Origin of the sequence: uncultured Tateyamaria sp. (assembly GCF_947504105.1) — a bacterium.
Lineage (GTDB): Bacteria > Pseudomonadota > Alphaproteobacteria > Rhodobacterales > Rhodobacteraceae > Tateyamaria.
In genome coordinates this window covers 16,834-30,930 of record NZ_CANNGP010000015.1, presented here as the reverse complement: position 1 = coordinate 30,930, position 14,097 = coordinate 16,834, and the positions used below count along the sequence as shown (strand labels likewise).

Below are 14,097 nucleotides of genomic sequence, written 5' to 3'. Positions count from 1 at the left end.
GTGTCTGGCGTGTCCAAGTTAAGCGATTTTTTCTCGCCCATTACACTAGCCACACTGGTGACGACGGTGATTTGCTGCGCATTGTTGGTTCTGCCGGGCGCGACTGCAACGTCGATGTACTTCAACGATATTCTGATTTTCCTGGACGGTGCGTATCGGGTTGTTCATGGCCAAGTACCAAATCAGGATTTCCACACTGCGCTCGGACCACTTAACTACTACATCCCGGGTCTTGGTTATTGGCTGACCGGACGGCTTGGTATGGCGATGCCGATCGGTATGGCCACGCTGGTTCTGGTGACAGCGCCGATCATGATCCATGTGTTACGATCAAGGATGCGTCCACTGATCGGGGTTCCGCTGGCAGTATTTTTTGTACTGTTGCTTGCCACCCCAATGAATACCGGCGAGATACCATCGAAGGTTTCCTTCGCAATGTTCTATAACCGCATCGGCTGGGTCCTGCTTGGTATTCTGCTTGTGATGCACATACAGCCCAACCGCCCAGTTCGACAGCAGGGTTGGCTTGATGCTGCATCGGCGGCGACGCTGACGATGCTACTGGCCTATACCAAGATGACATACGGTGTTGTCGCCTCTGGCTTCCTTGTTTTGCTGCTGCTACAATCGGCACAGCGCCGCTGGGCGGCGGGCGCAATTGCCTTGTGCGTATTCGTCGGGCTTGTGGTCGAAGCGTTCTGGGGCGGTACTTGGGCGCATATCAACGATCTGGTGGAAGCAACCAAGGTCAGTGGTGTTATCGAGCCATACATTTACGTACGTTCCTTTCTTCTTACCTCCGGTGAATATGTGGTTTTTGCACTGATCGCGGGTTTGGCACTTTGGCGCCGACCAAGATTTACGGACTTTCTGTTCTATGGCTTTTGCGGCGCGGCAGGTTTTGCGCTGCTCAACCAGAATTTCCAGACTATCGGGATTGTCAGCATGCTGGCAGGAGCTGCTGTTGCAGCCGAGATAGTCGCCCGTGAAGAGCAACCGAGACGATCCCCGGCAATGCAGACGGTTGCCCGCGGCGCACCGTTTGCCGTTGCGGTGTTGCTTTTGCCCATCGCGCTATCGTCGGCCACAGCAATTGGTGTTCATGCCACTGTTGCAGCCACAAAATCGGGCGTCGCGCTTGACACCCCCAACGGCAAGGGCTTGCGGATCGTCAACATCCTCAACAAGGGCCAATTCGAGTTTTACAGTGACTATGGAAACACCCTTGGAAGCGGAGCGACTTTGCTTGCGTCGCTCGACTCATCGGCATCGCGGGTCCTTGTTATGGACTTCGTTAGTCCCTTCACCTCGCTTGCAGGACTGCCCCCACCAGAGGGTGGCACCGCCTGGATGCATGATAACCGCAACTTCGATCTGGAGTTCCATCTTCCTGCCGAAGAGATGCTGGGCGGTGTTGATGTGGTGATGATCCCAACGCAACCTGTCGCCGAGGGGACAACCGAAAAGATGCAGCAGATCTACGGCCCGTATCTCGAGCAGCATTTTGAACTCACAAGGAAAACGGAATTCTGGTCCCTCTACCAGCGCCGCTCAGCAACCGGGACAGATTTAGCCCTGATCGCCCCTCGCAGCAGCTAGCTTGGGTGACACGCCTTAACAATTGGACGGGCCGGGCAGGGGTTTAGCCCTGTCCCCGTTCCACCCAAGCATCTGTTAGCCAGGTTTCCGTCAATGCGCGGTCCCTGGTTTGCAAATAGGCGCGCAAACTCACAGGCTCGGGCCCTGTTTGTTCAAAATCGAAAGTCAGCCGCCAATAGTCAGTTCCCACGACAGGATAGGCATCAATCGGTTCAAGGATACGGCCATTCACGGCATCGACGACCGGAAGAACTCCGCTATTGCGATCAAGACCGGTCAGGGACGGCCCCTCGAAGTCGATCACCATTTTTCCGACACCTTCAGGAAGCGGGTCGCCCGGTACGCCGCCCTGACCCTGCCGCGTAGCCACGACCCAAGCCACCGCCTCGGGCAGAGGATCGCGCGCGCGCCACTCAATCTCGTAATCGAACTGGAAGGCTGCACCCTTTTCGGTTGTGCCGTCTGGCACCCAATATGCCACGACATTGTCAAAGGTTTCATCTTCCGTCGGGATCAGAACAAGTTGCACTTGTCCAGGTCCCCAATCACCAATCGGCCTGACCCAAGCTGAGGGGCGGCGATTGTAAAAGACACCGTCGTCCTGATAGTTTTCGAAGGTGCGATCGCGCTGTATCAGCCCGAAGCCTGCAGGATTCTCATCCATGAAACTTGACGTTGCGACGCTTGCAGGATTGCTGAGCGGGCGCCACAGTCGTTCACCGCTTCCAGCCGCCATAGCGAGGCCATCGCTATCATGTATCTCAGGGCGCCAATCCTCGCCACCAGCGCGGTCGCGCTCTGAATACCAATACATGCTGGTAAGCGGTGCCACACCCAAGCGCTCGATCCCTGCGCGCAGGAAAAGATGCGCCGATATACGCGTCAGGTGCCCGCCATACGCAGCATTGCGAACCACGCCGAACCGATAAACACCAGTGATTGAGGGGCCATCAAGCTCGGCCCAAATTGAGAGTTCTTCGTCATCGGTTTCAGGTGGGCCGAGCCAAAATGCGGTGAAACGAGGGAACTCTTCCGGTATGTTCAATCCGGTATTGATTGCGATGCCACGCGTTGACAGACCGTATTGTGCGTCGGGACCATCCGTTCGGAAGTACGAGGCGCCCAGAAATGATATCCAGTCGGGCTCAAGGCCCGGTCTCATAACCCTGAAGCCAGCGAAGCCGAAACCCTCCGGCAGGTCGAGCGCAGGGTTGTCCTCTGGCATCGAGAAAAAGTCACGGATGAAGGGCACTTCGTGTGATGTGCCAGCTTCGTCGCGGACATAGATCCGAACCGGTTCGGGGAAGTAGCGACCTGGGTGAAAAAGCTGCACAGGTGCTTTGTTCTTTCCGATGTAGAGCGTCGCGTCTTCCCGAAACTGGATCTGCCAGTGAGCGCTGTAGTTGACCTTTTCAATGAGTTCAGGCGCGGGGATGGTGGCGGGCTCAAACGGTTGGGTGGCAGCATTGCGGGCTTTTTCGACAAGCCCGTCGAAGGTCATCGGTCCTTCCGAACCTGCTGCGTCCGATCTTGCCCTGTCCGATAAACCCAACGCCAGAAACGCAACTGATCCGACAAGCACCGTGCGGCGTGAGGGTTGTGAGAACATGGGGCGCCGTCCTTTGCGGCAATTTGTCGGTGTCTTGGAAGCTGAATAGTTAATCGATTTCATCACGGGGCCTCACCGCATTCAGATGTCGTTATTCGAGTGAAAATTCGTTGACTGAATGTATAGGCGCCTGCGGGGCGCCATCAATTTTTCATGCCAGGACCAGCGCAACTTCGCCGAAACTGCAATCATCCGCCTTTGAACTGAAGATGAATGACTAAAAAAGGCGCGATATGCTTTGAGGTGAGTGGCGTGGATCCTCAGCCTTGGGCTTGGTTGGAACATCCGGCTGAGGCAGGCTTTTGTGCGTCGCCTAGTCAAAAGGTTCAGAAGCACCACCGCTCAGTATTTTGTCGACGCAGTGTGACACAAAGCTGAGATCACTGGGACTGGAGGCTAGGATACAGTTTCGCAATCGCTATGATTGGAAATCAATCCGATGGCGTCCGCTTTTTCTCGGCACTCATTCCGACAGATGTCAAAGCGACGGCGATCTCGGAGACGTAGAAATCGACAAATTCAAGTGCCCCTTCCTCTTCGCCCAGAAGACGGCCCAAGATCAGTAACGAGGGCACCGTGTTTTCGGTGGCGTTGCGGCGGAAGTCGATAAAGACCACCTGCACACCCGCCTTGTCGAGCTTTTCGATCAACCCGGTCTCTTCGGCCTTGAACAGGTTACCAAGGTCCAGCATCACCAGATCGGCCTCTGCCTCGAGCACGGCTTCGATGCTGAAATCGCCCGCGTACGGGTTGCCAAAGTTGATCATCCGGCCCGCGTCTTTGGGGAAGGCCGCCTCGAACTTGCGGAAGGCATCGGGGTCATATTGGATTAGGTCGTCTTTCCAGCCGACCACCTTTTCGAATGGGTTTCCCTCGGTGATGGCGGCGATGGAATACATCATCCGCCCTTCGCCCAGAATGATCTTGTCGGGGGCTTCGGTCAGCGTGACCTCGCGTCCGGCGATGTCGGTGAGGGTCAGGGCTTCTGCGTGAACTTCAGGGGCTGACGCAATCACGGTCGCGCTGGCTGCTATCGCAACGAAAAAGCCGCTGACATTCGTAATGAACGTCATAGCGGTCTCCTATTGGCTACGAATCGACGTGTACGACAGACCCGCCTTAATTCCAAGAAAAACAATCAGGAATCGCGAATGTGCGTTTTCAAGTTGTTTTAACGAGCATGGCTATGTGTGTGGCCAGATCCTTCTGTTCGGTTTTCAGCGATCGAAGGGTTTCGGGGGCCTGTTCGGCCCATGCGCCGTCACCGGCCCCTTCGAGCGCTTGCAGGCTGCGGCGCAGGGCGGTGTTGCCGAGCACGGCGGCAGAGCCTGCAATCTTATGGGCATGCGCGCGGATTTCGTCCGTCAGCGGTTGGTGCGTGTGCAACCCATCGAGGAGCATTGCCAACTCGTCGTGCATGTCGCCCATCGCCTTGGCGTATTTGGCGCGCCCGAAGCGGGCTTCGAACTCTGACGTAGGTGTGTCCGCTTGGTCTGTGGCAGTCATGTCATCCGCAAAGCCGGGCATCTTGAGCAGGGTTTTATGCACATCGCCGGTGTTGATGGGTTTAACCACAAGGTCCAGAAAGCTTTCGCGGCGGATCAGGTCATGATCCCGCTGCCCGGCATGGGCCGTGACGGCCACGGCGGGCAGGGTGTTCCAGTCGACTTCCAGCGCGCGGATACGGCGCAGTGTTTCAAGGCCGTCGATACCGGGCATGCTGATGTCGAGAAAGAGCGCGTCAAAAGGTTCAGCCTCGATAGCCTTGATGGCGGCAAAGCCGTCTTCAGCCTCGACCGTTGTAACGCCCAGATCGCCCAGCATGTCAGACAGGATCATGCGGTTGATGTCATTGTCATCCACCACAAGCGCGCGCTTGGTTCCGGCGATGGTGACCTGCCCGCCGTCTTGCGCATTGGCTTTCCCTGTTTGGTATGCGTCGGCGGTGGCAAGGGGGATGCGGAACGAGAACATGCTGCCTTCGCCCGGGATACTGTCAGCGTCGATATCACCGCCCATCGCGCCGACAAGACGTCGGGTGATCGCGAGGCCCAGACCGGTGCCGTCGTGGTCGCGGGCAAAGTCGGTGTTCACAGTAAAGAATTCGTCGAAGATATGCGCCAGATCGTCCGGAGCGATGCCCACCCCGGTGTCGGACACGCGGAATTCGTACGTCGCGGCATCCGGCAACTGCTCGACCTCTACAGACACGGCGCCGTCCTTGGTGAACTTGATGGCATTGCCAACAAGGTTCACGAGACATTGCTGCAATTGCGTTTTGTACCCGTTCACAACGCCGATTTCCTTCGGGAAGAACGTGACACTGAGCGTGTTGTTGCGTGCCTCTGCCGCTGCGGACAGGCTGTCGATCGAACTTTGGACCACGCCTTGCAGGTCGAACCGCGTCTTCGTTTGCTGCACGCCATTTGCATCAAGGCTCGAAAGGTTCAGAACGTCCGTGACGTGCGATAACAGAAGTTCACCGGACACTTCGATAGCGTTCAGATAGCGGCTTTGCCTGTCGGTTGGGGTGTCCTGTTTCAGCAAGGACAGCGCACCAAGGATGCCGTTCAATGGCGTGCGCATTTCGTGGCTCATGACCGTAAGCAGGTCCGATTTGGCCTTTTCGCTTTCCTGTGCCTTGTCCCGCGCGGTGCGCAGGTCCTGTTCCGCCTCCAGCTCGCTCGTGATGTCCCGTAAGAAGGATACGAACACCTTTTGACTACCGGTTTCTGCCAGCGAAATAGACAGTTCGACGGGGAAGACCGCGCCAGATTTGCGCATCCCTTCCAACCGGATGCGCCCGGCACCAATCACTTTTTCCACGCCAGTGTCGAGATAGCGTTGCATGCCGACCCTATGCATGTCGCGCAGGTGGGGAGGCACGATCATGTCGGCCATGTCACCGCCCAATGCCTCGTCCCTTGTGTAACCGAACACGGTTTCCGCCGCCCCGTTGAATTCGATGATCCGGCCGTGGACATCAACAACCAGAACCGCATCCAGCGAAGAGGCAACCGCCGCCTCGAACCGCGATTTGACAACCTGGTTTTCGTGCGAAGTGGCCTGCCCCCGCCGATAGAGCTGCAGCAATACACCGGCCGCCACAAACAGTGCCAGGACCAGAGCCAGCACGGCCGCCGCCAGTTTTACCAGGGTTCTTGAAAGGGTCTGCCGACCCGCCGCATCATTGTGAGCGGTGGTTTCGATTGCGACCAGAGCAAGCTGCCGTAAGTTAGGATGCAGGGTTTCCGTTGCAGCAGCCAGTTGCGGCAGGGCGGCCTGCAAGGCAACGTCGGAGCCATCGACAAGAGGTGTGAAGGTGATCAGGAAATCCTGCACCGCTTGCAGTCCAGCTTGCGCTTCGGTTCTGGCGCGAACCCCGCGATAAAGCGGGCTTTGCGCCAGTGTGGTGAACCGGCTGTAGAAGATGTCGTAACGCTTGCGAAATGTCGTGAGGTCATCCGCAGTGGTCGGGGCTGCGCGTGCGGCCCCTTGCAGACGCAGCAACTCGACCTCGATCTGGGCCATGTTCCAGCTGATATCGTCAGTTTGCGCTGTCGACAAAGCATCAAGGTCGGACACCACGGCCCGACCCAGAAAAGCGATCAGCCCGAGCCCAAGTACAAACAGACCGACCAACAGTGCCGCCCGTCGTTTGCCCTGTGCGGTGAGAGGCATTGTCTTGCCTATAGCGATCTCATCCTATTGTGCTGCGACAACTTCGAGCTTTGCCAATTGCCAGATGCTGCGCGAATAATACTCTTCAGACTTGTACGTTTCGTTAGCATCGTATGGGTAAACAATCCACAACGGCCCCTTGTCGCGTACCGACATATCGGCCCCATTGCGCATGTACGCAACGATGGGTCCGTCTATGACAGCATCTGATTTCGGGATCGTGACGGCATAGTCGTTCAAGGCCACGGCGCGCAATGTGTCCCCCTGCGCACCTACGCGATCCAGTAGAACCTTGAGCGACACGCCCTGAAAGGTTTGCACGCCTTCCGTCCAGATTGTCGTGGTTTCGAAGGTTGTCGTGGTCATGCTTTGCAGGCTGTCCATGTTAAAGGTCCAGTCCGTGCCGGAGTCTGGTGTATCGACCGCCCCAGAGATGGTCAGAACGATATCCTGCGCCAGGCTGGGTGTAACCGAAAGTGCAACCAGAGCGGCGGCGGTTTTCAGAGCGTTCATCATTGTTTTGCTTCCTTGATCCGGGTGTTGGTTCATTTGTGCCCGAAATCCGCAGACGGTGCTTGGGTGCAAAAGGAGAGGCACCTATCCAAAAGGATAGAATCCCTGACCGTTGGAGGCACATCAGTGGCCGGAAGTGTGTCCGACTTTATCGAAATGCCATGTCACATACCCGAGGGCACTGCGCCGATGACCTTTGGATTTGAAACGTATCCGAAAGATTTGGGGGCCATAAATGAACAGGAGTTGCCATGATGATCACCAGTGCACAGCACCCCAACAATCCTGCTGGTTCGCGCTCTGCGGGTCCGCTAGGCTCAACTTCTATGGTGAACACGGGGTTAGCAGTTTCGATGCGTATTTTGTTGGCAGACGATCATGAAATGGTGCGGGACACGATCTCGGCTTACCTGGAATCCGAAGGGCGCGCGGCCGTGGTGTCGGTTGCCGACTACCCGTCTGCAATGAAGGCGCTGGATGCCAAGGGGCCGTTTGATCTGGTGCTTTTGGATTTCAGCATGCCGGGCATGAACGGTCTTGATGGCCTGACCGATGCCATGCGGTCCCACCCGGGCCAGCCCTTTGCCATTCTCAGCGGCACAGCACCCAACCGCATCGCGCAAGAGGCCGTAGAGGCGGGGGCCATCGGTTTCATTCCCAAGTCGATGGGCGCCAAGTCTTTGGTGAATGCGGTGCGTTTTATGATCGCGGGCGAAACATATGTGCCAGCTTCCGTCATGCAGGATGCGGGTCAGGAAGCCGAGACCGAATTCACCAAGCAGTTGAGCCAGCGCGAACGACAGGTGCTGACCGGCCTGTGCTATGGGCGGTCCAATAAGGAGATCGCCCGCGAGTTGGACTTGCAGGAGGTCACGATCAAGCTGCATGTGCGGACCCTGTGCAAGAAGCTGAATGCCAAGAACCGCACGCAGGCGGCATTGATTGCCAAAGATGCGGGCTTTGAATAGCCCGCACCGTTTTTTGATCACAGCAGGATGTTATCATAGAGCTGTTCAAGGTCGCTGCCGACATCCAGAAGCGTGAGCGTCGTGGTGTCGTCCAGCTGAATCTGCAGATCGTTGCCGTCCACCACCTGACCTGCAGCCGCAAGCCAGTCAGCCGCGCTTGACGTATCGATGTCGAGCCGTGTCAGGTCGAGACTGTCGCCTTGTGACACGTTGAAATCGCTGATCACATCCGACCCGCCATCAAGGTCCCGGTCACGGAAGATGAACCGGTCAGCCCCTGCGCCACCCGATGCAAAGTCATCTCCCGCCCCGAGGTAGAGGCGATCGTTGCCGTCACCGCCATGCAGGGTGTCATCGCCGGTCGACCCGTTCAGAAGGTCATGGCCCGCCTCCCCATGCAGCAGATCATCGCCCGATCCGCCGTTCAGCCGGTCGCGTCCGCCACCCCCTGACAAGTCGTCGTTGCCAGATCCGCCTATCAACGTGTCGGCATCCGCCGCACCGTTCAGACTGTCGCTACCGGATCCACCGATCAACCTATCGCTGCCTGCACCACCATTGAGATCATCGTTGCCAGATCCGCCGCCCAGCGTGTCGTCACCGGCATCGCCGTTCAGTACGTCAGCCCCAGAACTGCCGCGGAGTTCGTCATGGCCCGCGCCGCCGTTCAAGGCGTCATTGCCGGACCCACCTATGAGCCGGTCCGTCCCTGCACCACCATTGAGCGCGTCGTTACCCGACCCGCCGTCAAGTGTGTCAGCACCATCACCCCCCCGTAGCAGATCGTCTTCGGACCCGCCTCCAAGGTTGTCGGCGCCTTCGCCTCCGTGTAGTTCGTCGTTGCCCGATCCACCGCGCAGCATGTCGTCTCCGACGCCGCCATCGATGGTGTCGTGCCCGGCGGAACCAGACAGGAGGTCGTCGCCTGCGCCACCGAAAAGAATGTCGTCATCCGGGGCCAGCAAGTTGCCGAACTGATCATAGCGCGCCCCGGTGTCGTCGTAGGTCGACGTGATCGGGTTGGACCCGCCGTCGCCTGCACCGCCATCCAGGGTGTCGTTGCCGCTATCCCCTTCGAGCCGGTCGCCACCACTGCCGCCCACCAGCATATCGACCCCGATCCCACCGTCGAGGGTATCGTTTCCTGCACCACCTGACAGGCTGTCGTTATAGCTCAGATCGCCTTCGGTTGTCGCCACGAGGGAAATGTCGCGCAAAAGCAAGCTTGATGTCAGGTCAACCGGACCAAATGGGCTTTCTGCTGTCGGATCCGCTGCACCGTCATTGGAGTAGGATCCAGGGGCATCCGCCATCAGATGCAGCGTTGCCGCACCTGTAGTGGGATCAATAATCACCTGATAAATGCCGCCGGACGACCCGGTGCTGTCGTTCATGTCGTGATTACCAGAGTTTCCGCCGACAAACAGGTTGCCGTCTGCATCCATGATCGCGGCCCCGAATGTCATAGCCGGAACGCCATCCAGCGTCTCGCCGTCCACGACCGTTCCGGTGACCGGAATAGTTCTGAATTCTGGTGCGCCGCTTGTGATGTCGATGACCAAAAGAACGGTATCGGCCCCTTCTGCCGATGGGCGGGCCACGCCGTAGAAGCACTGCGTTGCGGCATCAAAGGCAACGTCGTAAACACGTGCACCAACAAGATCGTTGGGCAGTCGGTACACTTCGGTCACCGGGTTACCGTGCGCATCCATCTGGTCGACGTCCACGACCGCGATATGGTCCATGCTGGACTGGAACGTCCAGAGATTGCCCTGATCATCAAAATCGCCCGTCCATGAGCGGTAAGGCGTTTCACCGATGCGGTAGGAATTCCCTTCTGCATCAAGCATGACGAGATCGTTGCGATTGACCTCGACCCCGCGTGAGTCAACGCCTTCGCTAACAGCAATCGAATAAAGCAGGTCGTTCTGCGCGTTGTAGCCCAAGGCGTTCACGTTGACCGTGCCGGATGCGCCGGCAGGCGTGTAGGTCTGTGTGTCGACGTCATAAACGTGCAATGTGCCGTTCAGCACTTGGTAGAAGTTCGACTGACCGTCGGCAAAGGTGGCCACGTCGACCATCTCTCCGCCGATCTCCATCGATGTCGTGTAGTGAAAGGCGGGGCCCGAGGTGTCGATGGTGGGTCCATCGGTTTCACCATCGATCGACCGAAGGGTGATTTCGGCGTTGGTGTCCAGCGCTGTGAACTGAACAACGTGGTCGCCAAAGGCGCCGCTTTGCGTTGTGAAGGTTTCGACAATTTCGCCGTTTACCAGCACTTCGACCGCTGCGTCAGTGCGTCCGGCTGCAAAGTTGGAGGCAAGTGACAGGTTGAGGTTGTAGACTCCGCCGATCTCGGTCGTAATTTCTTGGGTCATTTGCTGGTGACCATTGTCCAGCGCCGTAACCTGCCAGACACCAGTCGACGCATAATCGCCAAACGACGATGCGCCATCAGTGCCATCAAGCAAGTTGTCATTGGCATAGTCGCCATAGAGCAGGTCGCCACCGGCATGCCCGGTGATTGCATCGTTGCCCGCTAGGCCTGTAACCATGTCATTTTCGGTGGTGCCGTCGATTTGATCGGACAAACCGGTGCCCACCAACTGGGGTTGGGTAATTGTACTCATCTTAAGTATCCTTGAATTGTGTGGGGTGCGCAGGGCCTACCAGCCGATCCCATTCACCTGCGCGTTTTGGGGGGGTTCACGGAATAGGCGGACCACATCGATCACAGGAGTGTCCGGCGCGTCCATGACCGCCTGTCGGTAGGTGTCGTTGCTGTGGCAGACCACAATGGCGTCCGCAGTATCTGTGACCGCGGCCACGTCATCGCGCAGCATGTCTCTGAGCCCATCAGCCAGCTTGGCCAAACCTGTGCTGCCGTGCTTGACGTAAGACATCAGGCCGTCGAGCGGTGTGTCGCGGGTAAAAGCGGTGTCGTGCACGATCAGCTCGACACCTTCCTCACGCAGAGCCGCCATAACCTCGAGGATCGGGCTTTCGCGCAGATCGTCGGTGCCAGGTTTGAATGCAAGGCCAAGAATGCCCACCCGTTTTGCGCCTGTCTCGCGCACCATGTGCAGGGCCTGTGCGATCTGTTCTTGGTTCGATCGGTCAAGATTGCTGATCAGCGGCAGCGACACGCCCAATCCTTCGGCGATATGCTGGACGGCCCGCACTTCCTTCGGCAGGCAAGAGCCGCCATAGGCAAAGCCCGGCTTCAGGTAGTAGGGGGACAGGTTCAGCTTCTGATCCTGTGTGAAAATGTCCATCACAGCGTGGCTATCGACACCCAGCGGTTTGCAGAGCCGTCCAACTTCGTTGGCAAAGCACACCTTGGTCGCATGCCAGACATTGTCGACATACTTGATGGTTTCGGCCACTTCGACCGTTGTCAGGATCGGGGTATCATCCACCGGCGCATAGATCTGGCGCATGATCTGTGCCGTGCGCACGTCCGAGGTGCCTATGACCGTCTTGGGCGGATTATGGAAATCGTCGATGGCAACGCCTTCGCGCAGGAATTCGGGGTTGAAGCAGATGCCGAAATCGCGCCCAGCCTTCTTGTTCGTCATCGATTCCAGGATATTCGCCATAACCTTCATCGTTGTGCCGGGCGGGATCGAGCAGCGCATGGCAAAGACATGAAACCCGTCCTTTTGCATCAGACCCACCGCCATCGAACGAGCGGCCTGTTCAATATAGGAATAGTCGCACCCGCCATCTGCCGCCGTTGGTGTTCCAACCGAGACAAAGGTGACATCTGTTTCGCGCACAGCCGCGCTGAGATCATCGGTTGCTGTGATCAACCCCTCCGCCACACCCATGGCCAGGGTCTCGCCCAGTTGATCCTCGTGGATCGGGCTTTGACCGCGTGCGATCTGTTCGATCTTGGTTTGGTCCACATCGACACCAATGACTTTGTGTCCGAGCGACGACAGGCAGGCGGTCGAGACCGCACCCACATAACCCAGACCGACGATGCTGATCCGTGCCTTGGTGCTGTTTGCGGGCACGACAATCTGTGCGTCGTGCAGGTTCAGTTTTTTCAGTTCCATGGTGTGACCTCCTATTTGAGGTCTTTGTAACCGACTGAATAAAATAAATTTTCGGGCGAAGGGATAGTGTTCGGTGGCGAACGGATCGCCAACTATACCAAGGGTTATATCTTGGCTGAGGGCAAAAAAAGACCCGCGTGTCTTTGACACGCGGGGCCGTGAGTGGTGGCAAGTTGGAGGGTCGTATTAGGTGCGACTTATGCTGCCGCTACCCGATCATACGCGTCTTCGTAGCGTATGATATCGTCCTCACCGAGGTAGCAGCCGGACTGCACTTCGATCAGGTGTAGGGGTAGTTTTCCAGGATTTTCGAGGCGGTGAACTGCGCCAAGCGGGATGTAGGTGGATTCGTTTTCGGCCAGCAATTTGACCTCTTCCCCAACTGTCACTTGGGCAGAGCCGTTCACAACAACCCAGTGTTCGGCGCGATGCACATGGCTTTGCAGGGACAGTTGCGCACCCGGTTCCACCATGATCCGTTTGACTTGGAAACGGTCGCCCAGCGACAGGGTTTCGTAGTAGCCCCAGGGACGGTGGCAGCGGCGGAACCCGTCCGCCTGAACGGCACCTTCTGTGCGCAAAGTTTCGACGACTTTTCCAACCTGATCGCTGTGAGCCATGTCGGTCACCAGCACGCCGTCATCGGTTGCCACGGCGATAATGTCCTTGAGGCCAAGGCCCACAAGCTTGATATCCGGGTTTTCTGATCGCAGCAGGCTGCCTTCGCAATCAACTGCGGTGGCATTGCCTACCGTGACGTTGGCGTCGTCATCTTCCGGACCAGTGTCTTTCATGGCTTGCCAGCCACCCAGATCGGACCAACCGCATTCTAGTTCAAGTGCGATGCATTCGCCCACATGTTCCATCACGGCATGATCGAAGGAAATGTTGCGGCACCGGGCAAAGGCATCCTTAGCCAAACGGTGAAACCCCAGATCCTTACTGCCCAATGCGACAGCGGCAGCGCAGGGCGCCATCAGGTCCTGTGCATGATCTTCAAAGGCGCGCAGGATCGTATCCACGCGGAACAGGAACATGCCCGAATTCCAGAGCCAACCCCCTTCTGCCAGCATTTCGGCCGCACGAAGTTCGGTTGGCTTTTCCGCAAACTCGGACACGACAAGTGCGTCCTGATTGCCACCATCGACATGCAGATACCCGTAGCCCGTGGCCGGGTGGTCAGGCTGGACACCAAGCGTCACGATGGGACCCTTGGCGGCCAGCGCCGCGGCCTTGCTGATCTTGTTGCGAAACTGTGCTTCGTCCGTGATGGCGTGGTCGCTCGGCAACACCATCAGCACCGCCTCTGGCGTATCCTTGCGCAAAAGTGCTGCCGTCAGGATCGCGGCGGCTGTGTTACGCCCTACCGGCTCAATAACCAGATCTGCGGCCCGGGCGCCCATGTCATCCAATTGCTGATGCGCGATGAAGCGATAATCTTCACCCGTGATCACCATGGGTGCCGCGAATTGGGGGCCGGTCACCCGTGCGACAGTCTGTTGAAACAGAGTGTCATCGCCCGCCAGACGCGCGAACTGCTTGGGGTAGCTTTTGCGGGACACGGGCCACAGGCGTGTGCCGGAACCACCGGCCAAAACAACGGGATGTATCATTTTAGAACCTCACTTTAACAACTGAGATGACACTACTGGTCGGCTTTGGTTCG

The 14,097-nt window shown here is 57.7% G+C and carries 9 protein-coding genes; 2 read left to right on the top strand and 7 right to left on the bottom strand.

Features of this window, described 5'->3' with window-relative positions:
• On the top strand, positions 1 to 1,599 hold the full coding sequence (locus Q1A75_RS11155) for a hypothetical protein (protein WP_299639890.1): 1,599 nt from the start codon (positions 1 to 3) through the stop codon (positions 1,597 to 1,599).
• 43 nt (positions 1,600 to 1,642) lie between these two features.
• On the opposite strand, the gene Q1A75_RS11150 is transcribed toward Q1A75_RS11155, so the two are convergent.
• From Q1A75_RS11150 to Q1A75_RS11135, 4 genes are all read right to left on the bottom strand, one after another.
• On the bottom strand, positions 1,643 to 3,208 hold the full coding sequence (locus Q1A75_RS11150; protein ID WP_299546309.1) for a glucan biosynthesis protein: 1,566 nt from the start codon (positions 3,206 to 3,208) through the stop codon (positions 1,643 to 1,645).
• Positions 3,209 to 3,639: 431 nt separating this feature from the next.
• The gene (locus Q1A75_RS11145) at positions 3,640 to 4,281 is read right to left on the bottom strand and encodes an ABC transporter substrate-binding protein (protein ID WP_299546307.1); all 642 of its coding nucleotides are present in this window, start codon (positions 4,279 to 4,281) and stop codon (positions 3,640 to 3,642) included.
• A gap of 88 nt (positions 4,282 to 4,369) precedes the next feature.
• Positions 4,370 to 6,889, bottom strand: coding sequence for a PAS domain-containing hybrid sensor histidine kinase/response regulator (locus tag Q1A75_RS11140; RefSeq protein ID WP_299546306.1), 2,520 nt, complete (start codon positions 6,887 to 6,889; stop codon positions 4,370 to 4,372).
• A 24-nt stretch (positions 6,890 to 6,913) separates the two neighbouring features.
• A complete protein-coding gene (locus Q1A75_RS11135; RefSeq protein WP_299546304.1) occupies positions 6,914 to 7,405 on the bottom strand; it encodes an oxidoreductase in 492 nt (163 codons plus the stop codon).
• A gap of 350 nt (positions 7,406 to 7,755) precedes the next feature.
• On the opposite strand from Q1A75_RS11135, the gene Q1A75_RS11130 reads away from it, so the two are divergent.
• The gene (locus Q1A75_RS11130) at positions 7,756 to 8,370 is read left to right on the top strand and encodes a response regulator transcription factor (protein WP_299546391.1); all 615 of its coding nucleotides are present in this window, start codon (positions 7,756 to 7,758) and stop codon (positions 8,368 to 8,370) included.
• A 17-nt stretch (positions 8,371 to 8,387) separates the two neighbouring features.
• Here Q1A75_RS11130 and Q1A75_RS11125 read toward each other — a convergent pair whose 3' ends face one another.
• From Q1A75_RS11125 to Q1A75_RS11115, 3 genes are all read right to left on the bottom strand, one after another.
• Positions 8,388 to 11,000, bottom strand: a complete 2,613-nt coding sequence (locus Q1A75_RS11125; RefSeq protein WP_299546303.1) for a calcium-binding protein — start codon at positions 10,998 to 11,000, stop codon at positions 8,388 to 8,390.
• 36 nt (positions 11,001 to 11,036) lie between these two features.
• Positions 11,037 to 12,431 (bottom strand): nucleotide sugar dehydrogenase, encoded by a 1,395-nt coding sequence (locus Q1A75_RS11120; RefSeq protein WP_299546302.1) that lies wholly within the window; start codon positions 12,429 to 12,431, stop codon positions 11,037 to 11,039.
• A 197-nt stretch (positions 12,432 to 12,628) separates the two neighbouring features.
• Positions 12,629 to 14,044 carry a mannose-1-phosphate guanylyltransferase/mannose-6-phosphate isomerase gene (locus Q1A75_RS11115; RefSeq protein WP_299546301.1) on the bottom strand — a complete coding sequence of 472 codons (1,416 nt, stop codon included), beginning with the start codon at positions 14,042 to 14,044 and terminating at the stop codon, positions 12,629 to 12,631.
• Between the last annotated feature and the right edge of the window lie 53 nt (positions 14,045 to 14,097).